We start from the raw sequence: 26,215 nt of genomic DNA, 5'->3' as shown, positions 1-26,215 counted from the left end.
GCGGCCGAGTCACCGCCGAGCGCGGGCGATGAATTCGACGAGGCCGGAAACGCCGAGCTTGGCGTAGATGCGCTTGATCTGCGACCGGATGGTGCCGATCGACACGCCGCGAAGCTGCGCGATTTCGGCCGGCCGGCGGCCGCTAAGGAGTTCGGTTGCGACGTCGCGCTCCGCCGCGGTGAGTAGCACGGCGATGTCGGGCAGTAACTCCACCGAATGCTGCACCGTCAAAGGCCGGATCACCGCCATCGCGGCCGCACCGGTCAGTGCCTGCTGGTCCGCAGCAGCGATCGACGTCAGCCGTAGATGGATAGCGGCATCGTGCGGGCCGGTGATCGAGATCGCGCAACTGCCGGGGCACGGCGCGCTGACGTTCCGCCGCGTGACGCAGTCGATGCATGGCTGCAGATCGTGGTCGATATCGACGGCGCCGCCGAGCCGCGGGCATTCGGCGACCGCGTTCGACGTCTTACTGCGGCGCAGCCGCTCCATCTGGACGGTGAGCGGCGAGCCGTTCGACAGCAGCGTCTCGGCGCAGGGTGAGATACTGATGCAGCGGCCATCGCCGCCGAGCACCACGGTGTGGACCGACACCGCGTCGAGCGTCTCGACCATGACGCGAACAGCGTCGTCGATCCGAGAAGCATCACTCACGATCGTCACCACGTCCCCACTGCGCCAGGCCGCGCCACCGACGCTTGGCCGCACTCCGCAGTTGAACAACATCTGACGCGATTGAAAATCAACTCGGACGATTTGCCACACCCAGGACTCGGCGGCGCATCATGCGAACTCGCCGACATCCGCAGCGACGAATCGTCGATGTGTGTGAGAACAAGAATTGTACGACAACAGGCGAAGATCGTTCCTCGCCTGCGCCTGTTGCGTCGCGCCGCTTAGGCGCGCCGGCGCATGCCGAGCGCTTCGCTGTTGCGCATCGCCAGCAGCGCCGCCTGGGTCCGGTTGGCGACGTTGAGCTTCTGGATGATGCCGGCCACCTGCGACTTGATGGTGAACTCGCTCATATCGCGTTCTTTGGCGATCTGGCGATTACTCTTGCCGCTGGCTAGATAAGGCAGCAGCTCCAATTGCGACGGAGTCAGTTCGCTGAACACGTCGTGCTCTTCGACCGGCGGCTTGGCGATCGTCAGTGTCGGCGTGCGATCATGCGAGGCCGCGAGCGCCTCGACGATCGCACCGCGTACCGCTCCGATCATCGCAGCTTCCGCTTGCGCTGCGGCGGCAGCGCCCTGCCCGATCATCAGCGCCGACAGCTCCTGCCGGCCGCCGAGCAGCACCGACACGTCGATGTGCAGCACCACGATCGCGTCGGGATCATCTTCGCTCGGCGTCGCAACGATCAGAAAATGCTTCCGCTCGCCGGCTTCCTCGCGCCAGCTGACGGTCGAGAAGAAGTCGATGCTCTTCTCGGCGAGGCTCTTGAAGCCGCGCAGCAGCTCCAGCGAATGCCGATCCGGCCGGATGCAGGCATCGAAATAGCTCTTGCCCAGCTTGCTCTTCGCCTTCGACGTGGCGGGCGCGCCGGTCTCTTCGCTGGACTCGAGAATCTTGCCGTCGCGATCGATCACGAGGGCGCTGATGCCGACCCCTTTGATGATCTTCGAGAGCTGCGAGCCCAACATGATGTGCGAATGTCTGACCGGTTCTTGAAACGTCTCCGCGCACAGCCGAATCGCGCGAGACCTCGTAAATTTACGGGAAGCTAGAGCGGGCCCGAGAGAGTCGTCATCCCCACTTTTGGTGATGCAGGGCTACCCTGCGTGGCTGCGCGACTGCCCCGCGCGATAGCGACGACGATCACGGACGAATTCGACCGAGGGCTGAACCTCGCGCGTGCCCTGCTTAATCGGGGCCGGTTCAGACTCGTCTGCCGACCAACCCGGATCGGTCTCGTCGAGCAGATCGCGATACACCTTCAGCGCGGCATAGAGCCGATCTTCGGCGATCGCCTTACGAGCCTTGTCGACGGCCTGCGCAGCCGCCGGCATCTCCGCCAGCAGGCGCTCGGCCGCTTCTGAATAGGATTCGATGGTTGCGCCATCGCGGCGCAGATAAAGCTTCTGAAGCCGCAGATACACCTGCCTCAGAGCGGTGTCGGCGCGGTCTTCCTGAATCGTATTGGCCTGGCGCAGCACCGGCGCAATGCCCTCGATCGAGAAGGTCGACGATTCCGTCCATCCGTTGACCAGCGTCAGACCGCCGATTTCGATCCGCTCGAACGGCTTCAACGTGATCTTCAGTCCGGATGACCCCTTCCGCCGCGGCGACTTGGCGGCGAGGATTTCGGTCATCTCAGTCAACGGCATCTGGTCTCTCCTCGATTTAGAAGAAGAACAGGCCGGCGACGTTTCCGCCGCCGGCCCGTTCGTTGTCGTTAGCGCAGCAACTGCAGGACGCCCTGCTGCGACTGGTTGGCCAGCGACAGCGCCGACACCGCGATCGACTGACGGGTCGACAGCGCCTGGCTGTTCGCCGCTTCCTCGTTGGTGTCAGCCAGCGTCAGGTTGGCCGAGCCGGTCTGCAGCACGTTGATCAGGCTCTTCGAGAAGTCCTGACGCGCCTGCACCACCGACAGGTTGGAACCGAACGCCGAAGCCTGCGACCGCAGCGTGGTCGAAGCAGTGCTCAGCTTGGTCAGCACGGCGTTGGTGGCGTTGTTGTCGATGAAGTCGACGCCCGAGCTCAGGTTCGACAGACCGAGGCCGGTCGGGTCGAAGGTGACGCCCTGGATCGAGATCGACGACTTGCCGGTTTCGTTGAACACCAGCTTCAGGTTATCGCCGTTCAGCAGGTTGACGCCGTTGAACGAAGCGTCCTGAGCCGTGGTCTTGATCTGGTTCAGGATGTCGTTGAACTGCTTGACCAGGCCCGCGCGGGTGTTCTGCGCGTTGACGTCCGCGACCGGCGCCTGAGGCGTCGTGAAGGTCAGCGTGGTCAGCGCAGTGCCGCCGAGCACGCCACCTTCGTTGCCGCCCATGGTGTGGGAAGCGTAGTCGTTGGAGGTCGAGATCGTCAGCTTGCCGGTGGCGTTGTCGATCGACGCCGACATGTTGTTGGCGGCCAGCGCGACGTTGAGCTGGGCCAGCGACTTGACGGTGCCGTTGGTGCCATCACCGAACGTGACGTTGACGCCCGCACCGCCGTTGAAGGAGGTGAAGCTCAGCGTCTTGCCGTTCAGGCTGCCGGCGCTCGCACCGCGGGTCGCGGAGAACGAGCTGTCGGTGCCGCTCGGGCCGGTCAGGCCGAGCGCCGACATCGCGTTGCCGGTGCCGGTGATGCTGAGGTCGGACTGCAGACCAGTCGAGAGCTTCAGCATGCCGCTGGTGATCGACGAGTTGGCCGCACCGCTCGCGGTGGAGATCACCGCGCCGGCATTGCCCAGGGTCGCCTTACGCACGCCGGTGGCGAGGTCGACTGCCTTCAGCACGTCGTCGAGGGTGCCCTTCTGCAGGTACACCGTCGAGTTGCCGTTGCCGTCGGTTTCGACGTTGCCGGAAATGCCGGTGTGCGATGCAGAAGCGCTCGGCACCGCTGCGTTCTTAAACGTGATGGTGTGGCCGTTCACGTTCAGGGTCGAGCCGTCCTGGATCAGCGTACCCAGCGTGGTGCCGTCGGTGGTGCGCTGCTTGGTCAGGGTCAGCGGGCCCGAGCCGGTCGCAGTGGTCAGGCCGAGGTTCTTGAGCAGATCGGTCGGACCGGTCAGATTGAGGTCGGCGCCCGACGAGCTGTTGATGGTGACGATGCCACCGGCGACAGACGACGGGGTCTGGCCGGCGCTGGTCGAGATCGTCGCCACGCCGTTCGAGATCGAGGCCGACTTCACGCCATTTGCGAGATCGATCGCGGTCAGAACGTCACCCACGGTCGCGTTGGTGAAGTTGCTCTGGTTGCCGAGATAGATCGTCGAGTTGCCGTTGCCGTCGGTGCCGATGCGGCCGAGAACGCCAGTGCCAGTGGCAATGTTGTTACCCTGCGGGGCATCGGAGGTCTTGAAGGTGATGGTCTTGCCGTTCACCGACAGCGTGGTGCCGTCAGCAATCGCGGTCGAAGACAGACCACCGTGGCTGTTGAACAGCTGGGTCGTGCCCGAGATGTTCGCCGCCGCGCTGGTGGCCGCCGCGGTGTCGACCTTGAACTGGGTCGAGCCGCCCAGGCCGAGCTTCGCCAGCACCGCGCCGCCAGCGTTGTCGCTGATGGTGAGCGGGCTGTTGGTGCCCGAGTGCAACTCCAGCTTGCCGCCGGTGACGGTCGACGCGTTGGTCGTGTTGTTGTTCATCGCGTCGATGGTCTTGGTCAGGGCCGTCAGGTCCTGATCGAGGCCGATCGTGTAGTTGCCTTCGGAGTCCGCCTTCGCCGTACCAGCGGTGGTGAAGGTGATGGTCTTGCCGTTGACGGTGATCGCGTCACCGGCGGCCGGACCGGTCGCAGTCGCGGTCAGACCGTTGGTCAGATCGCTGATCTTGCTGGTGGTGGTCGCCGGGCCGCTGGCAGTGCCGATGGTCAGCGCACTGCCGAGCGCGGTGTTGTCGGCGGCACCGACGACGGTGACGGCGGTCGCAGCCGCGATGCTGACGGCAACGCCGCCCAGCAGGTCGGTCGCAGAGGCAGTGGTGGCGCCGCCGGCGGTGCCGTCGAACACCACGTTGCTGCTGGCAACGGCGTTGCTGAAGCTCTGGGTGCCGCGGAGGTCGTCAGCGGTGGCGCCGGAGATGGTCGCCGACACGTTCGACTTGGTGGCGTAACCAGCGACGGTCTGCAGAGCCTGGTTGGCGATCGACTTGGCGCTGTCCACCAGCTTGTTCAGCGAGGTGATACCGGTGTTGGCGGCCTGCAGGATCTGCACGCCGTTGCCGATGCCATCGAGGAGGTTGTTGATGTCGCTGGCGCGGCTGTCGAGCGAAGCAGCGGTGAAGAAGTTGGTCGGATTATCGAGCGCCGTGTTCACCTTCTTGCCGGACGAGAGGCGGCTTTGGGTGGTGGCGAGCAAGTCAGCCGTGGCCTGGAGCGAAGAAAGATTTTGGCGGACGGCGTTGGAAAGAACGATACCGGACATGGACGTTTGCCTTTCTGGGCAATGGCGTGTCGTTGCGCCGAACTTTTCTGTCGGCCCTGCATCTTCAAATTCGCGCCGGAAAGGATCGTTGAACCGTCAAACGTCCAGATGGACGTCACCTTCACCCATTCGGACGTGCGGGCGGTAAGCTGAGATTTACGGGTGACGCGCGGCTCGGACCAAGATGTCGGAAGCGCAAATGCGCAATCAGAAGCGAGCTTCGCGAAGAGCGGAAACGCTCATCACTGCGAGGCGACGCACAGCTTGTTCGGCGACGGTTGGGGCGATGGATGAAAGATCGACGAGTTACGCGCCTGTGCGATGATCGCGGCGACGCAACAGCCTACCGAGATCATCAGCTCGGGCTTTGCGTACCCAATCAGTACGCCGCGCGGGCCGCTCGGGTCGGCGGGCGCCGCGCTGGCGATGCAAGGAACAACTCCCGACGGCAGGCCTCGGCGAAGGGCTGCAGCAGATCGTATTTGTCGACGTCCAGCGTCTTGCGATCGTGCAGATCCAGCGGCGGTCGGAAGTAGATCTCGACGATCGCTTCGATCACCCGCTCCGCCTCCTGGATCGTGTCAGCCGCAGCGAACAGCCGCAGCTTGCCGATCACCGCGTAGATGCCGATCATCTTGGTTGGATCGTCGAGCGAGTGCACCAGCGCATCAACATAAAGCTTGGACGCCTGGTCGATGAACTCGCCGAAGATCCGTTCGCGGCGGGTGTTCTCCTGCGCGATGCGCGCGGTCTGCTCCTGATGGCTCTGCGTCAGCCACGCGGTGGCCAATGAGGCCAACCCGCCGATCGCCGAGCCGGCGAGCGCGGCCAGGGCTGAGATCGAGGCGCCGGTCATGACGGCTGCTTGGCTCCCGACGCGTGCGGCTGATCAGAGCTGCCCGGGCGAAGCGGCGCCGGCCGGCGCAACCGCGCTCCGGGCGGTTCGAGCACCACTTCTTTGAAGTCGTCCCCGGCCAGCACCACGATGACGAATTTGAGCCGGCCCCGCTCGATCTGCAGCTCGCCGAGCACGGCCCGGCCGCGCGCCGAACGTTCGGCGACCGCAACCGCCTCGGACATTCCAGGTCCGACCGCGTCCAGCGTCGCCATCTCGGCCCGCTCATCTCCATCAGCGTCCTTCCGCGGCGGCGACGGATGGTCGCTGACGATCATGCCGGAGTCGGCGGAGACCACGCTTTCCCACACTTGGCCGTCGCGTGCAGCCCGAACCCGATAGATCAGCCCCTCGGCCGCAAGGTCGGTCTCGATCCGCAGGCTCTTGGTGCCGGGATGACGCTGCTCTGCAATACCGAGCGCCTGTTGCAGCGTCACCGGAGCGGCGCGCACCAGATCGAGCTTATGCCCGTCCTGCACCTGCTCAGAGGTTGCCTCGCCGGCTGCAGGACCGGCCATCGGTGCGCTGGACGCTGCGGCCCAACCGGCCGCCGGCGGCTGTGCCAAGCACAGGATGAGACCAAACGCGGAGATCAACGCGGGACGCATGGAATTCGGCTCCGGCCCTCAGGCCGTACAGGAAATGACGCCCGCCGGGACGAAAACAAGAAACGCGACCGATCACATGGGGCGGCAGGTGATCGGTCGCGCGCGGCCGCTCGACGGCGGCGGGAGTACGGCCATCTTGCAAGCCACGAGGCGCTGGGGCGCCACAACGATACGGTACCAGTTCGTTTCGTTTTGTCAAACACCGGACCGAGGAACGATGTGGACCAACTCACAAGATCAGCGTTGGTGAGACCGGCGCGGTCTCCAAGATCAGCGGAGATTCGGCAGGCGATCTCAAGCGATTAGGTAGTTCGGAGAGACGGCGCTGGCCGATCATCGATCGCGCTCACACGTCCGCGTGATCAGCGTCGCATCACGGCGAGCGCAGCAGCAGGAGCTTCATTCGATGGTAATTCAGTATCGTTCGCGAGAGCGCCGCATCACCGTCCCTGAACGACGTCGTGAACTTCGCGGCCTTACGGATCGACCGGCTTGATGCCGTTGACGAACAGTTTGACCGCGAGACGGAGCTGACGCTCGCGATACTTCTCGTCGATCGAGATGCCGAACATCGTCAGCCGCGTCAGCGGACCCACGACGATGTTGAGGAAGGTCTCGGCCGCCACCATGCTGTCGGGGACGCGAACGAGGCCCTGTTCGATCAGGTGGTCGAACAGGCGCGCCAGAGTCGCGACCGCCCGCCCCCACCCTTCCTCATGCGCAAGCCGCGCCAAATCAGGGAAATTCGCCGCCTGGAACGACAGCGTGCGCATGATCGCGATAACTTCCGGCCTGATGCCGATCTCCTGCACCTGGCGTCCGATGTTGAGGAACCAGTTCTCCAGCGATCCACTCGACGGATTGTTGCGACGCTCTTCGACACCATGCGACAGCGGCGCCATCCAGCGCTCGATCTCCCGCCGCAGCGCCGCTTCGAACAGGCCACGCTTGTCGGTGTAGCGCGAATAGACGGTGAGCTTGGAGACCCGCGCTTCCTCAGCGACGGCATCGATCGTGGTGGCATCGAACCCGCGTTCCATGAACAAGCGGGTGGCTACATCGAGCAGCCTGAGGTCGCGCTGGAGAGCGGCGGTGCGCGTCGGGCGCCCTCCGCGGGATTTGGTGGTGCGTTCCTTTGCAGCGGTGTTTTTCGCTGCGGACTTCAACATTGCTTGCGATGCCTCCCGTGGTCTCGCGTTGGAAACATTATAACCTGCTCCTGCCCTATATCTACACGACCATCGCCGCTTTGTCAGGAAACACCCTATCGACTTCCACAAAACAAAACGTTATCGTTCTATTAGGCGGTTTTGATGGAGTTCCGGCGCGGTCGCGGCTTGCCCGCCCGCGGTTGGACGTCTTCGTGAAGGTCGAAGGTCTGCAGCATGTCTATGAGCGCGAGCGAAAGCGACGAGGTCATTTGGATCCGGCAAAAGCGCGACGAGATCGATCTGCTCGCCTCCTCGCTCGGGCGCTGGGCCGCCCACCTCGACCGTGACGGCCGTACCGATGCGCATCGGGCGGTCGCGGAGCTGCTGTCGATCCGCACCGTGTTCGCCGAGCGGTTGGACGCGCTCTCGACCCATCCGACGATCCCGCCGCAGATCGCCGAAATCACCCTCGCCCGTCTGTCCGACGAATGGGCCAAGGCCGACGACGAGATCCGCTCGTTCCTGTTCGCCCGCTGCGGCACCTGCCCCAGCTCGGCCGAGCGTGACGACGACCGGGCTCAGCAGCGCGATGCCATCCAGGCGTCGCTGGAGCGGCTGCGTCAGGAATCGCGCGCTGCGATCGATCAGGCCAAGCGCGACCTCGACATCACCGTCAGCCGGATCGCCTCGGAGCAGGTCCGGCTCGGCACCTTCTCGACCACGAGCGACAAGGCGCTGAAAACCATCAAGGCGAGCTTCGAGCGGACCCGGACGCTGCACGACCAAACCTGGGAACGGGTCGCAGAACTGCTCAGCGAGCTATGAGCCCGATCCCCTCCTGATCAGCACCGCCATCGGCAAAATACTTTCGTCTTTCGTCTAATTCAGGGTTATCAGCGACGAAATCGCACACCAGAACTGCGTCCCTAGACCAAATCTACAAGTCTGATGCGATTCAATCCGCGCCGGATTTGCTTTAGGGTATCCCGGTCGTGATTGCGTGAGTGCCGATGACTCGAAACTCGTTATCAAGAACATTTCTCGCGCCGTGGCTGCTCGGCGCGACCTTGCTGTTGTTCATCGTCATCGCCGGCGCGCTGGTGCTCAACCTGGTGCGGCTCCGGGACAGCTTCGCCTGGGTGCAACAAACCAACAAAGCGCTGCTGGCGATCTCCGCCATCCAGCAGGCCGTGCTCGAAGCTGAGACCAGCGAGCGCGGCTTCCTGCTCACCGGCATCGAGACCTATCGCGACAGTTACATCCGCGCCCGCGACGCCCTCGCCACCCGGCTCGATGGGCTGCGCGCGGTGCTCGCTGATAATCCCGAGCAGATTGCCCATATCGACGAACTCAGGCTGCTGACCGATATGCGCATGGCCCAGCTCGGCCGCGTGGTCGAACTCGGCCCCGACCGGATGCGGGAGGCGCTGGACATTCTGGAACAGGCGCGGGTCGACCGGCTGACCGAGCGGATCGAGACCAGCCTGTCGGTGCTGACGCGCGCCGAGCAGCTGCTGCTGATCCAACGGCTGTCGAAGCACGACCGCGAAAGCCTCGCCGCGGCACTCATCACCGCCTGTCTGCTGATCCTCGCGGTGGGGAGCGCGGCGATCGCCGCCTTCCTGCTCGAACATCAGCGCGCGGTGACGCGGCAGCAGGAGGCCGACCAGCGGCTGCAAGCGCTGCAGGCCGAGCTGCTGCGGGTCGCCCGGCTCAGCACCATGGGCGAGATGTCGAGCGCATTGGCCCACGAACTCAATCAGCCGCTCGCCGCCGTCACCAACTATGTCCAAGGCTCGCGGCGACTGATCGAAGCCAGCAGCCATCCCGACAAGAGCAAGATCAGCACCGCGCTCGACAAGGCCGCCCAGCAGACGCTGCGCGCCGGAGCGGTGATCCAGCGGCTGCGCGAATTCGTCGGCCGCGGCGAGACCGACAAGACCATCGAAAGCCTGCGTGCGATCGCCGAGGACGCCCTAGCGCTGGCCTCGGTGCTGACCCGCGACCGGCCGGTCGATGTCGCGCTGTCGCTCGATCCTGCGTTCGACCGCGTGCTGGTCGACAAGGTCCAGGTGCAGCAGGTGTTTCTCAACCTGATCCGCAACGCCTTCGAAGCGATGCGCGAACAGCGTGAGCGCAAGCTGACGATCGGCAGCCGCCTGGTCGAAGACGACATGGTCGAAGTCGTGGTCGCCGACAGCGGTCCGGGCCTCGACTCTTTGATCGCCGAGCGGATCTTCCAGCCGTTCGCCACCACCAAGCCGGACGGCATGGGCGTCGGCCTGTCGATCTCGCAGACCATCATCCAGGCGCATGGCGGATCGATCAAGGCCGAGCCGGCGCCCGGCGGCGGCACGCTGTTCCGCTTCACCCTGCCCTGCGCCGACCCGATCCGCCAGCAGATCTCGTTCAGCCCGGCGGCAGAGTAACTGCCGTTTCGTTGCTAACCGCCGGCACGGTCCAGCACCGGCCGAGCCACGTCGGCCAACGCCGCAGTGCGCCGGGCGAAGTGATCGTACAAGCCGGTCAGCGCCGGAGGCGCCAAGGTGCGGCACGCGGCCAACGTCGTCTGCGCACGCGCTCCGTCACCAGCGGCAAGCGCATCGAGCAGATCGCGATGCAGCCGCTGCAGTTCGGTGAAGGTGTCCGATGCCGCGAACGCCTCGTCGCCGGCAAGCGCAAACAGCCGCGCCGGGTGCGACTTGCCTTTCAACCTGATCTCGCCGGCTTCGAGCAGCGCCAGCTTCGGCACGGCGCGCGCGACCTCTTCCGAGACCAACAGATCGGTGCCGAATTCCTTCGAGGCGCTCTCGATCCGCGCCGCGACGTTCACCACATCGCCCATCGCCGAATAGTTGAACCGCCGCGAAGAGCCCATGTTGCCGACGCAGGCCGTGCCGGTGTTGAGGCCGATGCCGATCCGCACCACCGGATCGGCGAAGCCGCGGGCGGCGAAGCCGAACGCATCGCTGTCGTTGAGCTGTTCGACGATGCTGCGCATCTTCAACGCGGCGTGGCAGGCGCGTAGCGCGTGATCCGGCACGTCGACCGGCGCGTTCCAGAATGCCATGATCGAGTCGCCGATGTACTTGTCGATGGTGCCGAGCTCGTCCTGGATCGCATCCGACAGCGGCGACAGCAGCGTGTTGATGAAATCCACTAGCTCGGTCGCGCTCAGCGCCTCGGAAATCGGGGTGAAGCCGCGCACGTCCATGAACATCACGCTCAGCTCGCGCTGCTCGCCGCCGAGCCGCAGGCCGTCCGGCCTGCGTTCGAGCTGAGCGAGCAGATCCGGCGCCAGATACTGGCCGAACGCCTGGCGCACGAACTTCTTCTCGCGGTCCGATGCAGTGTGCAGCACACGCTCGACCGCGATGTAGGTCAAGAGCGTCGCCAGCGACGGATACACCGGATCGATCAGCAGCCGGAAGTGCGAGAACGCGATCCACGAGCCGCCGATCGCGCCGACGAACACCAGCGCGCAGGCGACCAGCGAGAACCGCGCGCCGGCGATCAGCACCAGCGCTGCGACCAGCGAGCCGAGCAGCAGCGTCATTACGATCTCGAAGCCGTTCGCCCAGTCCGGTCGCTCGAGAAATTCCTGCGAGACGATCTGCTCGATCATCTGCGCCTGAATTGCGACGCCCGGCATCACCTGCCCGATCGGCGTGGCGCGGACGTCGCCGAGACCGGATGCGGAGGTGCCGATCAGCACGATGGTGCCTTCGAGCCGGTCGCGCATCTGCTCGGTTTGGGCCGGATCGAGCACGTCCTTGGCCGACACGTAGCGGTCCGCGCGGTCGCGATTGAAATACAGCCAGGCCTCGCCGTCGTGGGTCAGCGGCAGCTTGAACTGACCGATCCGCATGTCCACCAGCGCGGCATCGCCGACGTCGTCGTCGCCGGAAGCCCCGGTGCCGCGAATGATGACGCCCTTCTGGCCCTGCGCCACCCGCAGCGCCTCGACCGCGAGGCTCGGATACACCCGTGCGCCGTCGGACATCAGCATCGGCAGCCGCCGCACCACGCCGCCGCGATCGCTTGCCGACAGATTGATCGCGCCGATCCCGGCCGCGACGGCGTCGAGCTGCGGCAGATTGGAGACCGCGCCGCGGAACGGCGGCAGCACGTTGGCCGGCGCCACGCCGACGAATGCCAGGCCGGTCTTCACCGAGGGCCGCGTGTCGTTCGGGCGCTGGCTGGCGGCAAAGCCGAGCACGGTCGGCGTCTGCTGCATCGCTTCGGCGAAGCTGGTGTCGTGATCGGGCAGACTCTTCAGCAGCGCCACGGCGCGATCGCGATCCGGCAGATCGGAAGCACTCAGATCGGCAATCAGCCGCTCGGGCGTGGTGCGGTCCGGCTCGGAGAAGATGATGTCGTAGGCGATAACGCCGGCGCCGAGTTCGCCGAGCCGCCTGGTCAGGGCCGCGAGCCGCGTGCGCGGCCATGGCCACTGGCCGAACGCGGCGAGCGAGGCATCGTCGATATCGACGATCCGCACCGGCAGGTCGTTGCCCGGCGGCCGCGGCGCCAGCCGCTGATACGCGTCGAAGGCGCGCTCCTTGGTTTCGGTGACGATGCGCGGCTCGTAGGTCCGCAGCGCCGTCAGCGCGATCAGTGTCGCCAGCGCGGCGAGCACCGCGCGCATGTACTTGCCGCGAAACAGCCGCCGCAGCCGAACCCAGCCGCGCGCGGCGCGGCCGAGCAGCGGATGCGTCCCCCGGCTCAGCAGCCGCACGGCACGGCCTCCCGCTCCGCAAACGGGCGGATCGAACGGGACAGCGGCCATATCACGGCCGGGGGAACGGGGAACTGGCGCATCACGCCGACGTTAGCAGATCGCAGGCCGGTTCGGGAGCACGCCCGTCCCGCCAGGAGGAGCGCCCCGATGGGACCGCACAGCTCTCGCATGCGCATCGCAACCCCGCTGGCAGTCTTGTTCGCCATTCCGGTCGGTCTTGGCGCCGTCTATGCGGTCCCGCTGATCCACCCCACCGATCCGCCGCTGCAGCGGCTGGCCGACCAAGCCGCCCTGCAGGGCGTCACCGCGCTGGCCGCCAGCGCGGCCATCTCTCAGGAGCGCAGCACCGCTGTCTCGACCGCAGCCGCCCGCCGCGTTCTCGGAAACCGCGATGCAACGGTGCAAGCCAGCAGACTGTCCGCGGACGAACTCGAAGTCTCGGTCGAGGTCGTCGACCCCGTCACCCAACAAAGGGTGCGGTCGAGCGCACGCTACGTGCCGCCGAGCTCGGGCCGCATCGATCAGCAGTCGGCAGAGATCGGCCGCCGCGCCGGCCCGCCCGGCCATATGTAGGCGATCATCGGCCGTTACTTCATCTTCGCCGCGAAGATGCCGGCACCGAGATAGCCGGGACCGCTGACCGCGAGGCTGCCGCCCATCTCGCCGACCGGGTTCGATACGCCGCGGAAGAACGATCCCGCCAGCGCCATGTTGCGCGAACCGACGTCGCCCGCGAGCGATCCGACGAAGCCTGTCGTTCCCGAGAGCAGCGAGACCTGGCCTGCGTAGTTGGTGCCGTCGAGGCCCGTGACGCTCACCTGCCCGGTCCGGGCACCGAAATTGACCGTGTTGTTGAAGACGCCAGCCGCGTAATACGTGCTGCCGTCGTTCTGGATCGCTGCGACGGCATGGCCGACATAGCTCGCCTGCCCGCTGAGCGGCACCTCGCCGGCGCTGGGCGGCCGGCCGGCGACCCAGAAGCCATGGGCCCAATCATAGTAAGGCCCCTGGTTGCTGCCGCTGCTCCAGAAGCCCCACTTGGTGTAGTCGCAACCGCATGGCTGGATGTTGCCGAAGCCTAGCGCCGAGCCGTATTGCTGGGCCATCTCGCGGGAGATCGTCACCATCGCGCCGGTCTGGTTGGTGATCGGCGCGCCGTCGATGGTCGACACGATCGACCCATTCCTGCGGATCGCCGGCCCGGCGGCAAAATTGGACTGGTCGTAGTAACCGCCTTGCGGGTCCTCATTCGGGTCGAGGGAGCCGAACTGATAGCTGAACGACCCTGGCAGATAATTGCCGTTCGCATCGTGCGCGACCGTGCCGTCGAAATTGGCCTGGACGCGCCGACGGACGGCATCGATACCGACCACCGCGGTGCCGGTGAACGGGCCGACCGTGGCATAGCCGTAATTGCCGTAGGTCGGGTTGGCGGTGTCGGTAAGCCACGTCGTCATCAGGCCGCCGATGAAGCCGAACAGCGTGCCTGACGCCTGCTGTATGGCGGTCTTTTCCACCGCGGTCTGCTGGGTCGAGGTCTGGATCGTCTGGTTCAGGGTCGACGCGGTCTGATTGATCGGCGGCAGCGGCGTCGGCACCTGCGGCGTCAGCGAGCCGGCGACCGAGCCGTTGGGTGTGCCGGTCGCGCGGGCCTCGGCGCGCTGCACATTGCCGCGCGAAGCGGTGCCCTGCCCGGCGCCGCCGCTCTGGCCGGGAGCACTCTGGAACGACTGAATGAGATTCTGCACGAAGTTCGGCGGCGGCGGTCCCGGAGGCGACGGCGGCTCGCCGGCGCCAGGGGTTTGGGTGAATTCGCCGGCGCCGAGCGTCACCGTGCCGCCGGGCGTCGTCACCGTCGAGGAGCCGTAGCCCGCAAACACGAAGCCGGTTCCGATCATCGCGACGCCGCCGCGGATGCCGACGGTGGCCGCGGCGGTTTTGATCTCGGCATCGCCGGTGTGGCTGATCTGGCCGCCGACGAACCGCAGTGCGCCCTTGCCGAGCCGGGCCGCCAGCTTGCCGGTGCCGGAATTCGGATCATAGACGTATTCGTCGATCGTCAGATCGCTGTTCGGCCCGACCGTCATCGAGGTCTTGTCGATGAACAGGATCTGCACCGAGCCCTTGTCGGTGGTCTTGATCCGCTCCTTGTGGGCGATCGACTCGCCGATCGAAATCGTCCGCAAATTCGCCGTCGCAGCGGGGTTCACCGCCGACGCCTTGCCGACCTCCTGCGCCACCGCGAGGTTCGTCCCGCTCCCGGCCGCGAGCAGTGCGGCGGCTCCGATCATCCATCCCGACAGACGCATCGCGAGCCTCCTCAGAAACGCACCGTCGGCCCGAGCGAGGCCGACAGGTTGTTGGTGCGATAGTTCGGCAGGTTGGAGTCGATCTTGGTGTACAGCACCTGGGTGCGCACGCCGACATTGCCGGCGATCTGCGCATCGAGAATGGCGCCGTAGCGGTATTCGTCCTCGCGCCGCGCCAGCGTCGGGTCGACGATGAAGTTCGGCGCATCGTAGTTCGAGCGGCTGTAGCCGATCGTCGGCGCCACCACGAACTGATGCGGCTGGCCGAACACCGGCACCACGAATTCGACCGGGAACGCCATGTCGATCGAGTAGCGCTTGTAGCTGTTGTAGTCGGCGACCGCCTTGTTGACGTCATAGCCACCGCGCGTGGTCCAGTGCACCGGACCGAACCGGAAGTCGGTGGTGATTGCCGCGGTGGTCAGATCGCCGGTCTGGGTGCCGGCGGTCGGGTAGTAGGTCGAGTCGGTGAATTTGCGGTGCCGGGTCTCGACATAGCCCTCGATCAGGCCGTTGTCGCCGATCGTCGAGCGCGCCGACAAACCGCCGCCGAGCGCGCCGAAATAGCTGTAGTCGCCGAGCCAGACCTTGTCGCCGATCGCGTAGTATTTGAACGAGGCGTTCTGGCCGATCCCGACGCGGTGGCCGACGGTGCCTTCGAGCAGGCCGAGGTTGAACTGGCTCTGCGTGAACTGCCGCGAATTGTAGCCGAGGAAGGTGGTTTCGATCGCGTCGCCGCGCATGTTGAGCTTATAGGCGTAGGCGGCGGTGATGCTCTGGAATGCGTTCCAGTCCGGCTTGCGGCCGAACCGCGGATCGAGGATCGCATCCTGGCCGAGCGCGCGCACCTGCAGCGAATTCGGACCGATATTGGCGTTGGTCTGGTAGCGCATGCCACCCTGCATGAACACGCTGTATTCATGCTTCGACAGCCGCCGGTCGATCTCGGACAGATACGCCATCACCTGACCGCGGATTTCGTCCGGAACGTTGCCGCCTTTGATCGCGTCGAGCAGATAGCCGCGCGCGATCTCGTAGGAGGCAAGCTTGAAGTACAGCACGCCGAGTTCGAGCTTCACCCGCGGCAGATCGGGATTGAAGAACAGCATCCGCTCCAGCGCGCCGATCGCGGCCTCGTAGTCGCCGCGCTCGACCGCCGCATGGGCGAATTTGAAGCTGACGTCGAGGTTGGCCGGCTGCTGATACATCTGGTTGAACAGCGCGTCGTAGCCCTGCTGCACAACCGCGGCGGGTGTCGCCTTCTGCTCTTGCGCGGACGCGGCCGAGCCGGCGATCACCGTCGCCGCCACAGCGCATAACCATGTCGCCTTCAATCGCACGCCGCACCCCGAAATGATCTGTCTGGAAACCGATTGCTCGTTGGCCGAGCTAATTGGTCGGGATTTTGCGGGAGGCGTTCGGCCGGCGGTATCCTTTTTTGCGCGAAAGGTCCGCAATTGCACGCCGACGTGGCCTTTTTGCCACGCGGATCGTCCTGAAACAGAACGGAACCGGCAGTTTACGCAAGAACCGCGCTTCGCGACTGGGGAATACTGATCCTGGAACCGCCTGCCGCCCATCCGACTGCGGCAACAGAGCAACACCGCCCGAGGGACTCTCCATGGCCGATGCACCCGCCCGCAGCCCGACCTCGCCGTTCGAAATCCGCCATGCGGTGACGATCGCCGCGGCGCCAGAGGCCGTGTTCGACTACGTCACCAATCCGAAATCCTGGCCGGAATGGCTTCCCTCCTCCCACGCGCTGGACTGCGACGACCGCCCGATGGGATTCGGCGATACTTTCCACGAGCACTGGTCGACCCGCAGCGGCCCGGTCGACCTCGACTGGCTGGTGATCGCCTGCGACCGCCCGACGCTGTGGATCGGCCTGACCCAGACCAGCTTCATGGGCCCGGTGGTGGTGCACTACACGTTCGAGGCGACGGACGGCGGCACCCGCTTCACCCGAATCCTGCGCAACCCGGCGAGGCCGAAACCGCCGACCGCGGAGATGGTCGAGCGGATGAGCGCGGAGGCGGAGCTGGGGCTTTCGAATATCAAGCGGATCGTCGAGGCCAAATAGGCCCGCCCAACGAAGCGCCAACGCCATCCCGCCGGCGACACCGTCCTGGGAGACGCCGAGCGTCCGCCTCCCTCACTTTCTCCAACCTCCGCTTGATATCGACCCTAGCCGATTACCAGACCCATGACGACCGGGAGCGCGATTCCCCGTCGTCGCATTTAGCGTTGCATGAGTTCGTATTTAGAGCTGAGCTAACATGTGTGATGTATGGTGGATTCGCCTTGCTACCGGCCGGCGGCTCGCCGCTGCATGATGGAATGCTCGCCGATGACGGGGATGAATCGTAACGAGCGGAGGAAGCAGGCGAAGCTGGCCGCCAAGGATGGCGGCCCGAGCCAGCAACACAACATCGTTCAGCAATGGTTTGCGGCCGCGGTGCAGCACCATCAACAGGGCCGGCTGGCGGAGGCCGAGGCGCTGTACCGGCAGGTGCTGAATGCGGATGCGCGCCATGCCGACGCCTGGCATCTGCTCGGCGTGCTCGCGCTGCAGGTCGGGCGCAACGACATCGCGCTGGAGATGATCGGCAAGGCGATCGCGATCAACCGGATGGTCGCGGCCTATCACGGCAATCGCGGGCTGGCGCTGGACGGTCTCGGGCGTCCCGCGGAGGCGCTGGCGTCTTACGATGCTGCGCTGGCGATCGAACCGCGCTTTGCCGAGGCGCACTGCAATCGCGCCGCCGCGCTGATCACGCTCGGCCGGCTCGAGGACGCCCTGCGCGCGGCCGAGGCAGCGCTGCGGCTGCGGCCGGATGACGTCAACGCGCAGATCAACCGCGGCAACGCGCTCCGCGATCTCGGCCGGCTGGACGAGGCGCTATCCGCCTATGAAGCCGTGTTGCGAACGGCCCCCGGTAACGCGCTGGCGCACACCAATCGCGGCATTGTCCTCAAGACGCTGGGGCGGCTCGACGAAGCCCTCGCCTGCTACGACGCCGCGCTGCAAGCCAATCCCAACCTCGCCGAAGCGCACACCAACCGCGGCGTCACCCTGAAGAACCTGTTGCGGCTCGACGAAGCCCTGACTGCCTGCCGCACAGCGATTCAACTCCAGCCGCGCAGCGCCGAGGCGCACTACAATCTGGCGACCGTGCTGCACGATCAGTGCCGGCTCGACGACGCTCTCGCCAGCTACGATCAGGCGCTGGCGCTGCGGCCCGACTTCGCCATGGCGCGCTGGAATCGGGCCTGTATCCTGCTGTCGACGGCCCGTTTCGAGGAAGGCTGGCGTGAGCACGAATGGCGATCGCACAGGGAAAGCGCGCCGCGGCAATTTCCGCAGCCGCAGTGGGGTGGCGAAGCGATCGCCGGCCGAACCCTGCTGCTGCATGCCGAGCAGGGTCTCGGCGACACGCTGCAATTCCTGCGCTACGTACCCAAGGTTGCGGCGACGGGCGCGCGGATCATCCTGGCGGTGCCGGGACCGCTGCACCGCCTCGTCGCGCAGTCATTCCCGGACGTTGTCGTCGTCGACGATGCCGGCGCCCTGCCCGCGTTCGACTTGCACTGCCCGCTGCTGTCGCTGCCGCTGTGCTTCGGCACCACGCTCGAGACCATTCCGGCGGACGTACCGTATCTGTGCGCCGATCCCGCCGCGGTGGCGCGCTGGCGCGAGCGCCTCGGCCCAGGATCGCGTCCCAAGGTCGGTCTGGTCTGGGCTGGCAATCCGCGACACGCCAACGACCGCAATCGCTCGATCGCGTTCGAGCAACTCGCGCCTCTGCTGGATGTTGCCGGGATCGACTGGATCTCGCTACAGGTCGGCCCGCGCCGCGCTGACCTGTCAGGCGCGCCCGCCGGCTTCATGCACGACGTCGCGGACGACCTGACCGACTTCGCCGAGACCGCCGCCGCGGTGAGTGCGCTCGACCTCATCGTCTCCGTCGACACCGCAGTGGCCCACCTCGCCGCGGCGCTGGCGCGACCGGTGATCATGGCGATCCCGTTCGTGCCCGATTGGCGATGGCTGCTCGGCCGCGACGACAGCCCCTGGTATCCGACCGTCCGCCTGGTGCGCCAAACCCGGCCGCAGGACTGGGACAGCGTCGTGACCAAACTCGCCGCAACGCTGACGCGCTGCATCGAGACATGACCGGCGGCACCCGCTTGACCCGCATCCTGCGCAATCCGGCCAGGCCGAAACCGCCGACCGTAGAGATGATCGAACGGATGAGCGCGGAGGCGGAGCTGGGGTTGGGGAATATCAAGAGGATTGTGGAGGCCTTCACATTCGCGGATGGCGAGTGTAATGACTGACATCAATCCTTAGATTCACCGAATTCAAATTTAGGCGCATTATGGCTGCGATTGGGCACTTACTCTGCGGCAAAAATGAGAATTGCGAAGGCATTGCGAAGACTGCGCTGAGCCAGCTCTCATCGTCAATCGATACGTTTGCTGAGAGAGCCGTTTCCTTTTTGTCAGGAGATTTTACTCACGACGCTCTCACCTTCGGGCCATTCTGCGCTCGCGTGCTATTGGAAAATAGTTGCGCCGCCCTCGTTGGCCGCCTCGACTCGTTCCGAATGCTGTACCTCAGTGAATTTCAAACCCAACCAGAGTACGAACACGGCAAGCGAGCCAAGTCCGCTTTCTCATGGACGGGAGACGTTATCCCTGAAGAGAAGCAGCAACAGCAGCTCTGGAATCTGGATCACGACCTATCGAAAATAAGTCGAGCACTTTTCTCTAAGCATCTCGACCACCTCTACTGGAAACCCGCAGTTGAACGAATGCTCGACTATTCTTCCCAGCACGACTCCGACCCACTGCTAACTGAAATTCGATCACTCGATGCGGATAATTTTATCAGCACGGTCAGGGGCAAGAGTATTCAATTATATTCAACCCTGTCTAAAGGGGTCCATTGGGAGTTTTTCACCAGCGCGCTCGTATTTGACGAGACTACTGTGAAGAGCGCAATTCGCGACACCTGCTTACTTGTTAGCCAACTTGGCCTTGCATCACATTTCATTCCCACGGCGTATGCTTCATTACCCCACAGCGACGCCCTCGGCACCTACAAGAGCTTCAGAGAGGAACTGGCGTGAGTAACGATCATGACCGAGACATCGACGCAGGCTTGATTCTTGCCGCGGAAGAGTGTCCGCCAGATACCTTTTCAAAGTATCACAGCTTCTCAGCATATGATGACGTTATCATTCGCAAGCTTAGCTCTCATGGCCCAGTGCTTGTTAGAGGAAGCCGCGGCAGCGGAAAGAGTGCGCTTTTGTTGGAAGCGCATCGCCGAATGCGTGGCGAAGGAAACATTCTTCCGGTGTACGTAAGCCTCAGATATTTGCCGCTCCTGCAATCAGACGGAGCCGAATATATTGAACACTTTTGCATCATCCTTTCAAAGGCGATTCAGAAAGAATTGCAAGATCGTGGAATCTCGTTTGATTTTGGAATTGCAGGAGATCAACTGACGCTTCAGCTGGGACTGACCAGCCTCTCTCAAAACGTAAACAAGCGGATAGTGCTTCTGTTTGACGACGCCGCACATATCGGCCGCGAAAAGCCGCTTGAGGTCTTCTTCGACCTATTCCGAACGCTTTCGAGCAATCTAACGTCGTGCAAGGCATCAATATATCCCGGTGTAACTAAGTTTGGCGTACGCTTCGACGTGTTCAACGACTCTACCGTAATAGACATCAACCGATCGGACGTATCTGCCGGATCGAACTTCTTTCCCGACGTAATAAGAGCTCGCTATCCAAAGCTAGCTGACAAAGGCAGCTTCTCGGACCGCCTTTCTCCCGCGCAGTTTGCCAATATTTTAGGTCGCGCCGTCGTAGGAAATCTCCGCGGTTTCATCTTGGCGTGCAATAGATTCGAAGAGAAGGAAAGGATTGGCATTCCGGAGTTGACTAGCTGCTTCCTTGACATGGCAACGGACTATTTCTGGCCGCTAATGGATGAGGTAGCGCCAAAGCTCGGCGTTTATGAACCTCTAATTGAACCAGCTCGGCAGGTTGTCGAACTTGTAGTTGATCATGCCGCACGTCCTGTGAAGGAGAAAACGCGATCAATCGCTCAGGATCGCGTCCTTATCCATCGCCAGATCGTCAGCCACTATGCGAAAATCTTCGAAATATTGGAGTACCTAGGATTCGTTGCTCGTCGGGAGGCCTCTCGCGCTTTGAAATCTGGTGGCCGTGGTCCCGTCTTCGCAGTAAATTTGTGCCACCTTCTCGAAGCCGTCCCTTCGAGGCGCCTCACTTTTGAGATGATTGAAGAATGGATTAAGGGCACACCAGATCCATCGGAGATCCACATTTCCGGAACTACTTTTCATGAAGTTGTCCTGCCCGAATTGCCGGACGAACATGGACTCGCCATTCTGGAAAGACCCGTCTCTGTTCTAGGCAAGTCAAAGACGTATCCGTACGGACTTACCAAAGACATGATCGATCGTCTTGAGAATGCGGGTATTCGCTCCGTGGGCCAACTAGCAACTACCACTAATCAAGAGCTGGACCGAATTGACTATATCGGAAGCGCGAAGATCAACCGCATTCGTGACGTGGTCTATCAAGCCATCTGGATGTAGTTTACCGTTAGCGGCCCGATTGACAGCCCCACAGATCTGCTTATATTCCTATTCGTCTCGTTCGCGAGGGGCGCTTCTCGAGGGCGCTTGCGAGGCGGAGCGGGATACGGCGTCCTGCGTGACGTGCCTCGCAAGCACGCGCCCGGGAGGTTGAGGGTCACCGTCCGCCGCTACTACGAGCGGCCGCCGCTTCAGAGGCTGGACGGGTGCGGTAGAGGCCGGGGAAAGCCCGCAAGCTCGCCGTATCCCGGAAGAGCGGTCCTTCAGCCAAAAACCGCCGGGGTGGCGCGCCGCAAGGCGACGCGCGGTTCGCGATCTTCGCCCCTCGCGCGGGCGAAGGCCGGATCGCGACACTCCCAACGCCGCGTCTTGCGGCGCGCCGCCGCCCCTCACTTTAGGGCGGCTGTTCGGGCACAACTCGGGCGCGACGCGCCGCGAGGATGCGGAGGTGTGGCTGTTTGACAGGGATGATTATATGAAAGTCGTCATGCGCGGGCTTGACCCGCGCATCCATCGCGCGCTTAGCGCGCAACAAAGACAGCGACTAAGCGAAGAGGATGGATTGCCGGGGCAAGCCCGGCAATGACGCATCGTGATGGCGCGTAGTACGCCGCCTCACCCCGTCTTCTTCACGTCCTTGATCTCGGAGAACACGATCCCTTCGGCGCGGTCGCGGGTGTAGCCGAGATAGAATTCGTTCTTGGCGAGGTACACCGGATCGCCGTCGACGTCGTCGGCGATCGACGAGCCGTTATTGGCGATGAAGGTCTCGAGCTTCTTGCGGTCGTCGGAGGAGATCCAGCGCGCGAGCTGGAATTCGGACACTTCGAAATCGACCGGCAACTGATACTCGGCGGCGAGCCGGGCTTTCAGCACGTCGAGCTGCAGCGGGCCGACGACGCCGACCAGCGCCGGAGCACCGTCGCGCGGGCGGAACACCTGCACGACGCCCTCTTCCGACATCTGCTGCAGCGCCTCTTTCAGCTTCTTGGCCTTCATCGCATCGGTCAGCCTGACGCGGCGGACGATTTCCGGCGCAAAGGAAGGCACGCCGACGAAGGTGACGTCCTCGCCCTCGGTCAGCGTATCGCCGATCCGCAAGCTACCGTGGTTGGGAATGCCGACGACGTCGCCGGCGAACGCTTCGTCCGCCACCGAGCGGTCCTGCGCGAAGAAGAACTGCGGGCTGGACAGCGGCATCGCCTTGCCGGTGCGCACCAGCTTGGCCTTCATGCCGCGGGTCAGCTTGCCGGAGCACAGCCGCGCGAACGCGATGCGGTCGCGGTGGTTCGGATCCATGTTGGCCTGGATCTTGAAAACGAAAGCGCTCATCTTCGGCTCGTCGGCTTCGACCTTGCGGGCGCTGCTTTCCTGCGCGCGCGGCGGCGGCGCGTAGCGGCCGAGGCCCTGCAGCAAATCGCCGACGCCGAAATTGCGCAGCGCCGAGCCGAAATACACCGGCGTCAGATGGCCTTCGCGGAACGCCTCGAGGTCGAACGGCTTGCAGGCTTCGGTGGCGAGCTCAAGCTCCTCCTTGACCGCGGCGACGTCGAGATTGGGATGGCGCTTGCCGAGCTCCTCGATGGTGATCTGCTCGGCCGCGCCGGTCTTGGCGCCGCCGCCTTCGAGCAGGCGCACGCCGCCGTCGAGCACGTCGTAGGTGCCGAGAAAGTCGCGGCCGCGCCCGACCGGCCAGGTCATCGGCGTGGTGTCGAGCGCCAGCGTCTTCTCGATCTCGTCGAGCAGATCGAAGATGTCGCGGGTCTCGCGGTCCATCTTGTTGATGAAGGTGATGATCGGAATGTCGCGCAGCCGGCAGACCTCGAACAGCTTCCGCGTGCGCGCTTCGATGCCCTTGGCGGCGTCGATCACCATCACGGCGGAGTCGACCGCGGTCAGCGTCCGGTAGGTGTCTTCCGAGAAGTCCTCGTGGCCCGGCGTGTCGAGCAGGTTGAAGACGAGCCCGTCGAACTCGAAGGTCATCACCGAGGTGACGACCGAGATGCCGCGGTCGCGCTCGATCTTCATCCAGTCCGACCGGGTATTGCGGCGCTCGCCCTTGGCCTTGACCTGGCCGGCCAGATTGATGGCGCCGCCGAACAGCAGCAGCTTTTCGGTCAGCGTGGTCTTGCCGGCGTCAGGATGCGAAATGATCGCAAAGGTGCGCCGCCGCGCCACTTCATGGGCGAGCGAAAACGGGGTCGAGGACGGCGCTTCGGCCGGAACAGCGGTGTCGGACATTCATCAGCCTGTGGCAGGGAAAGCCGGCGCGATCAAGGGCTTCCGGCGGGTCGTGGCGCCGGCAGTTGCGCGGCGGAACGGCGTCCCTCATATAAGGGATCGAGGACGACCTCAAAATCACCTTTTCGGCCGGGACGACCCGGCCTCCTCAACACCGCGCATTGCGCCGGCGCGCCATCCCGTTGGATGGCCTCATGAAAATTGCCCGGACGTGCGCAAGGAGGCCGCTATGGCTTGGTTCTATCTGTTCGTCGCCGGTCTGATGGAGATCGGCTGGGCGCTCGGCCTGAAATACACCGAAGGCTTTACCCGCTTGGTTCCGACGGCGCTGACCGTGTCGGCGATGGTCGCCAGCGTCGCACTGCTCGGGCTCGCGCTGAAGACGCTGCCGATCGGCACCGCCTATGCGGTATGGAGCGGCATCGGCGCGGTCGGCACCGCGGCACTCGGCATCGCGCTGTTCGGCGATCCGGCCACAGTCGGCCGCCTCGCCTGCATCGGCCTGATCGTCGCCGGCATTGTGGGGCTGAAAATGGTGGGCTGACGCCGACCAGTCCATCCGTCATTGCGAGGAGCAAAGCGACGAAGCAATCCAGGATTCGGTATGCCGGCCTTGGATTGCTTCGCTACGCTCGCAATGACAGCCCGCTTCAGAACGCCGGCACCAGCCGCGTCGCCCAATACGCCAGCGCCGCGACGATCGCCGAGGCCGGGATCGTGATCACCCAGGCATAGACGATCGAGCTTGCCACGTTCCAGCGCACCGCCGACATCCGGCGCGCGGCGCCGACGCCGACGATCGCACCGGTGATGGTGTGGGTGGTCGACACCGGCACGCCGAGAAAGGTCGCCATGAACAACGTCGCGGCGCCGCCGGTCTCCGCGCAGAAGCCCTGCATCGGCGTCAGCTTGGTGATGCGGAGCCCCATGGTGCGGACGATCCGCCAGCCGCCCATCAGCGTGCCGAGCGCCATCGCGGCCTGGCACGACAGCACCACCCAGAACGGCACCGAGAACTCGCTGCCGAGATAGCCCTGCGAATACAAAAGCACCGCGATGATGCCCATCGTCTTCTGGGCGTCGTTGCCGCCGTGGCCGAGCGAATACAGCGACGCCGAGGCGAACTGCAGAATGCGGAAGGCGCGGTCTACCGCGAATGGCGTCGACCGCACCGACGCCCAGGAGACGATCGCCACCAGCACCAGCGCCAGCAGAAAGCCGACCAGCGGCGACAGCACGATCGCCAGCAGCGCCTTGGTCAGACCGCTCCACACCGCGGCCGACAGGCCCGCCTTGGCAAGGCCGGCGCCGAGCAGGCCGCCGATCAGCGCGTGCGACGAGCTCGACGGGATGCCGAGCCCCCAGGTCACCAGGTTCCAGACAATGGCGCCGGTCAGCGCCGCGAAGATCACCGAGGCGTCGATCACGCTGGGCTCGATGATGCCGGTGCCGATGGTGTTGGCGACGTGCAGGCCGAACACCATGAAGGCGATGAAATTGAACGAAGCCGCCCAGAACACTGCATATTGCGGCCGCAGCACGCGGGTCGAGACGATGGTGGCGATCGAATTGGCGGCGTCGTGCAAGCCGTTCAGAAAGTCGAACAGCAGCGCGACGGCGATCAACCCGACCAGGATGGGCAGCCCGAGCGAAGCGTCCACGGCCGGCCCCTGCCCTAGACCTGCTCGATGACGATGGAATTGATCTCGTTGGCGACGTCGTCGAAACGGTCGGCGACCTTCTCAAGGTGATCGTAGATCTCTGCGCCGACGATGTAATCCATGGTGTTGGCGTTACGGTGCTTGAGGAACAGTTCCTTCAGCCCGATGTCGTGGAGATCGTCGACCCGGCCTTCCAGCTTGGTGATCTCCTCGGTCATCGCCGTCAGCATCTGCAGGTTCGGCCCGATCGACTGCATCAGCGGCACCGCGCGCCCGACCAGATTGGCGCTTTCGACCAGGAGCGACCCGATCTCGCGCATCGGAGGTTCGAACTCGCGGACCTCGAACAGGATCACCGCCTTGGCGGTCTGCTGCATCTGGTCGATGGCGTCGTCCATCGAGTTGATCAGGTTCTTGATGTCGACCCGGTCGAACGGTGTGATGAAGGTGCGGCGCACCGCGGTCAGCACCTCGCGGGTGATGCTGTCGGCCTCGGATTCGAAATGGCTGACGCGCTGGCAGTGCACCAGCGTTTCGTCGCCGCCGCGCAGCATGTCCTGCAGCGCCTGGGCTCCCTGCACGACCGTATGCGTGTGCTGGGCGAACAGGTCGAAGAACCTCTCTTCCTTGGGCAGAAAGGCTCGAAAGTATCGTAGCATCGGGAGCTATCCGGTTGACGTAACGCGGGTTCGTAGGTCGGCCGTGGGAGGCCGGAGACGCCCGACCGCGTCACACCGGCGTCATAAAACACTTCAGAGGCTCACAGGCAACCGTCCATTCCGGACCGATTGGACGTGGGAGCCGCGGACCGGTCCTGTCCGCGATCGGACGGCACGGGATCGGGACATTTCCGCAATCGCCGTCCCCCCTCGTCCACAGGTTTCGCGCCGCCGCCGGG

The 26,215-nt window shown here is 64.5% G+C and carries 22 protein-coding genes; 9 read left to right on the top strand and 13 right to left on the bottom strand.

The annotated features are described in order from the left end of the window. Nucleotides 1–9: 9 nt before the first annotated feature. The 7 genes from LRC39_RS11625 to LRC39_RS11595 all read right to left on the bottom strand — a co-directional run bounded on the left by LRC39_RS11625 (nt 10) and on the right by LRC39_RS11595 (nt 7,746). Nucleotides 10–654, bottom strand: coding sequence for a helix-turn-helix transcriptional regulator (locus LRC39_RS11625; RefSeq protein WP_346297361.1), 645 nt, complete (start codon nt 652–654; stop codon nt 10–12). Between the two features lie 242 nt (nt 655–896). Continuing rightward, nucleotides 897–1,643: a helix-turn-helix transcriptional regulator gene (locus LRC39_RS11620; RefSeq protein WP_107344204.1), complete on the bottom strand. Its 747-nt coding sequence runs from the start codon at nt 1,641–1,643 to the stop codon at nt 897–899. 129 nt (nt 1,644–1,772) lie between these two features. After that, nucleotides 1,773–2,327 (bottom strand): flagellar biosynthesis repressor FlbT, encoded by a 555-nt coding sequence (locus tag LRC39_RS11615; RefSeq protein ID WP_346297360.1) that lies wholly within the window; start codon nt 2,325–2,327, stop codon nt 1,773–1,775. A 68-nt stretch (nt 2,328–2,395) separates the two neighbouring features. Beyond that, nucleotides 2,396–5,074, bottom strand: a complete 2,679-nt coding sequence (locus tag LRC39_RS11610; RefSeq protein ID WP_346297359.1) for a DUF1522 domain-containing protein — start codon at nt 5,072–5,074, stop codon at nt 2,396–2,398. Nucleotides 5,075–5,453: 379 nt separating this feature from the next. Continuing rightward, nucleotides 5,454–5,930, bottom strand: a complete 477-nt coding sequence (locus tag LRC39_RS11605) for a hypothetical protein (RefSeq protein ID WP_346297358.1) — start codon at nt 5,928–5,930, stop codon at nt 5,454–5,456. Beyond that, a complete protein-coding gene (locus LRC39_RS11600; RefSeq protein ID WP_263991576.1) occupies nt 5,927–6,487 on the bottom strand; it encodes a PepSY domain-containing protein in 561 nt (186 codons plus the stop codon). The genes LRC39_RS11605 and LRC39_RS11600 overlap by 4 nt, the downstream gene beginning before the upstream one ends. Nucleotides 6,488–7,053: 566 nt before the next feature. Beyond that, nucleotides 7,054–7,746: a TetR/AcrR family transcriptional regulator gene (locus tag LRC39_RS11595; RefSeq protein WP_430624934.1), complete on the bottom strand. Its 693-nt coding sequence runs from the start codon at nt 7,744–7,746 to the stop codon at nt 7,054–7,056. Nucleotides 7,747–7,962: 216 nt separating this feature from the next. On the opposite strand from LRC39_RS11595, the gene LRC39_RS11590 reads away from it, so the two are divergent. Next, nucleotides 7,963–8,553: a hypothetical protein gene (locus LRC39_RS11590; RefSeq protein ID WP_107355388.1), complete on the top strand. Its 591-nt coding sequence runs from the start codon at nt 7,963–7,965 to the stop codon at nt 8,551–8,553. Between the two features lie 185 nt (nt 8,554–8,738). Beyond that, complete coding sequence (locus LRC39_RS11585) at nt 8,739–10,157, top strand: sensor histidine kinase (RefSeq protein ID WP_107344195.1); 1,419 nt, start codon at nt 8,739–8,741, stop codon at nt 10,155–10,157. 14 nt (nt 10,158–10,171) lie between these two features. On the opposite strand, the gene LRC39_RS11580 is transcribed toward LRC39_RS11585, so the two are convergent. Then, the gene (locus LRC39_RS11580) at nt 10,172–12,466 is read right to left on the bottom strand and encodes a CHASE2 domain-containing protein (RefSeq protein ID WP_346297357.1); all 2,295 of its coding nucleotides are present in this window, start codon (nt 12,464–12,466) and stop codon (nt 10,172–10,174) included. A gap of 171 nt (nt 12,467–12,637) precedes the next feature. Here LRC39_RS11580 and LRC39_RS11575 point away from each other — a divergent pair, with 171 nt between their 5' ends. Continuing rightward, a complete protein-coding gene (locus LRC39_RS11575) occupies nt 12,638–13,042 on the top strand; it encodes a hypothetical protein (RefSeq protein WP_346297356.1) in 405 nt (134 codons plus the stop codon). Nucleotides 13,043–13,056: 14 nt separating this feature from the next. Here the strand turns inward: LRC39_RS11575 and LRC39_RS11570 are convergent, their stop codons facing one another. Next, nucleotides 13,057–14,778 (bottom strand): FecR domain-containing protein, encoded by a 1,722-nt coding sequence (locus LRC39_RS11570; RefSeq protein ID WP_346297355.1) that lies wholly within the window; start codon nt 14,776–14,778, stop codon nt 13,057–13,059. 11 nt (nt 14,779–14,789) lie between these two features. Next, on the bottom strand, nt 14,790–16,118 hold the full coding sequence (locus tag LRC39_RS11565) for a tetratricopeptide repeat protein (RefSeq protein WP_346297354.1): 1,329 nt from the start codon (nt 16,116–16,118) through the stop codon (nt 14,790–14,792). Between the two features lie 281 nt (nt 16,119–16,399). On the opposite strand from LRC39_RS11565, the gene LRC39_RS11560 reads away from it, so the two are divergent. From LRC39_RS11560 to LRC39_RS11540, 5 genes are all read left to right on the top strand, one after another. After that, on the top strand, nt 16,400–16,861 hold the full coding sequence (locus LRC39_RS11560) for an SRPBCC family protein (RefSeq protein ID WP_346297353.1): 462 nt from the start codon (nt 16,400–16,402) through the stop codon (nt 16,859–16,861). Between the two features lie 267 nt (nt 16,862–17,128). Further along, nucleotides 17,129–18,955 carry a tetratricopeptide repeat protein gene (locus tag LRC39_RS11555; protein WP_346297352.1) on the top strand — a complete coding sequence of 609 codons (1,827 nt, stop codon included), beginning with the start codon at nt 17,129–17,131 and terminating at the stop codon, nt 18,953–18,955. Next, a complete protein-coding gene (locus LRC39_RS11550; RefSeq protein ID WP_346297351.1) occupies nt 18,952–19,119 on the top strand; it encodes a hypothetical protein in 168 nt (55 codons plus the stop codon). The genes LRC39_RS11555 and LRC39_RS11550 overlap by 4 nt, the downstream gene beginning before the upstream one ends. A 41-nt stretch (nt 19,120–19,160) precedes the next feature. Beyond that, entirely contained in the window at nt 19,161–19,913 is a 753-nt protein-coding gene (locus LRC39_RS11545; protein ID WP_346297350.1) for a hypothetical protein, read from the top strand. After that, nucleotides 19,910–21,415 (top strand): hypothetical protein, encoded by a 1,506-nt coding sequence (locus LRC39_RS11540; RefSeq protein ID WP_346297349.1) that lies wholly within the window; start codon nt 19,910–19,912, stop codon nt 21,413–21,415. The genes LRC39_RS11545 and LRC39_RS11540 overlap by 4 nt, the downstream gene beginning before the upstream one ends. 615 nt (nt 21,416–22,030) lie before the next feature. Here the strand turns inward: LRC39_RS11540 and LRC39_RS11535 are convergent. Next, nucleotides 22,031–23,656: a peptide chain release factor 3 gene (locus LRC39_RS11535; protein ID WP_346297348.1), complete on the bottom strand. Its 1,626-nt coding sequence runs from the start codon at nt 23,654–23,656 to the stop codon at nt 22,031–22,033. Between the two features lie 229 nt (nt 23,657–23,885). On the opposite strand from LRC39_RS11535, the gene sugE reads away from it, so the two are divergent. Then, on the top strand, nt 23,886–24,200 hold the full coding sequence (sugE, locus tag LRC39_RS11530) for a quaternary ammonium compound efflux SMR transporter SugE (RefSeq protein WP_107355376.1): 315 nt from the start codon (nt 23,886–23,888) through the stop codon (nt 24,198–24,200). Between the two features lie 106 nt (nt 24,201–24,306). Here sugE and LRC39_RS11525 read toward each other — a convergent pair whose 3' ends face one another. Beyond that, on the bottom strand, nt 24,307–25,317 hold the full coding sequence (locus LRC39_RS11525) for an inorganic phosphate transporter (protein ID WP_264076480.1): 1,011 nt from the start codon (nt 25,315–25,317) through the stop codon (nt 24,307–24,309). Between the two features lie 14 nt (nt 25,318–25,331). Then, entirely contained in the window at nt 25,332–25,976 is a 645-nt protein-coding gene (locus LRC39_RS11520; protein WP_107355372.1) for a DUF47 domain-containing protein, read from the bottom strand. Nucleotides 25,977–26,215: the final 239 nt, after the last annotated feature.

The organism is Rhodopseudomonas sp. P1, from assembly GCF_039642825.1.
GTDB classification, from domain to species: domain Bacteria; phylum Pseudomonadota; class Alphaproteobacteria; order Rhizobiales; family Xanthobacteraceae; genus Rhodopseudomonas; species Rhodopseudomonas palustris_H.
This window is presented reverse-complemented; position numbering and strand designations above follow the sequence as displayed.

Coding starts and splice junctions, on each gene's coding strand:
- LRC39_RS11610 (WP_346297359.1), bottom strand. CDS start 5,074: ATGTCCGGTATCGTTCTTTCCAACGCCGTCCGCCAAAATCTTTCTTCG.
- LRC39_RS11520 (WP_107355372.1), bottom strand. CDS start 25,976: ATGCTACGATACTTTCGAGCCTTTCTGCCCAAGGAAGAGAGGTTCTTC.
- LRC39_RS11595 (WP_430624934.1), bottom strand. CDS start 7,746: ATGTTGAAGTCCGCAGCGAAAAACACCGCTGCAAAGGAACGCACCACC.
- LRC39_RS11545 (WP_346297350.1), top strand. CDS start 19,161: ATGGCTGCGATTGGGCACTTACTCTGCGGCAAAAATGAGAATTGCGAA.
- LRC39_RS11550 (WP_346297351.1), top strand. CDS start 18,952: ATGACCGGCGGCACCCGCTTGACCCGCATCCTGCGCAATCCGGCCAGG.
- LRC39_RS11555 (WP_346297352.1), top strand. CDS start 17,129: ATGACGGGGATGAATCGTAACGAGCGGAGGAAGCAGGCGAAGCTGGCC.
- sugE (WP_107355376.1), top strand. CDS start 23,886: ATGGCTTGGTTCTATCTGTTCGTCGCCGGTCTGATGGAGATCGGCTGG.
- LRC39_RS11535 (WP_346297348.1), bottom strand. CDS start 23,656: ATGTCCGACACCGCTGTTCCGGCCGAAGCGCCGTCCTCGACCCCGTTT.
- LRC39_RS11570 (WP_346297355.1), bottom strand. CDS start 14,778: ATGCGTCTGTCGGGATGGATGATCGGAGCCGCCGCACTGCTCGCGGCC.
- LRC39_RS11590 (WP_107355388.1), top strand. CDS start 7,963: ATGTCTATGAGCGCGAGCGAAAGCGACGAGGTCATTTGGATCCGGCAA.
- LRC39_RS11615 (WP_346297360.1), bottom strand. CDS start 2,327: ATGCCGTTGACTGAGATGACCGAAATCCTCGCCGCCAAGTCGCCGCGG.
- LRC39_RS11560 (WP_346297353.1), top strand. CDS start 16,400: ATGGCCGATGCACCCGCCCGCAGCCCGACCTCGCCGTTCGAAATCCGC.
- LRC39_RS11585 (WP_107344195.1), top strand. CDS start 8,739: ATGACTCGAAACTCGTTATCAAGAACATTTCTCGCGCCGTGGCTGCTC.
- LRC39_RS11605 (WP_346297358.1), bottom strand. CDS start 5,930: ATGACCGGCGCCTCGATCTCAGCCCTGGCCGCGCTCGCCGGCTCGGCG.
- LRC39_RS11575 (WP_346297356.1), top strand. CDS start 12,638: ATGCGCATCGCAACCCCGCTGGCAGTCTTGTTCGCCATTCCGGTCGGT.
- LRC39_RS11620 (WP_107344204.1), bottom strand. CDS start 1,643: ATGTTGGGCTCGCAGCTCTCGAAGATCATCAAAGGGGTCGGCATCAGC.
- LRC39_RS11600 (WP_263991576.1), bottom strand. CDS start 6,487: ATGGCCGGTCCTGCAGCCGGCGAGGCAACCTCTGAGCAGGTGCAGGAC.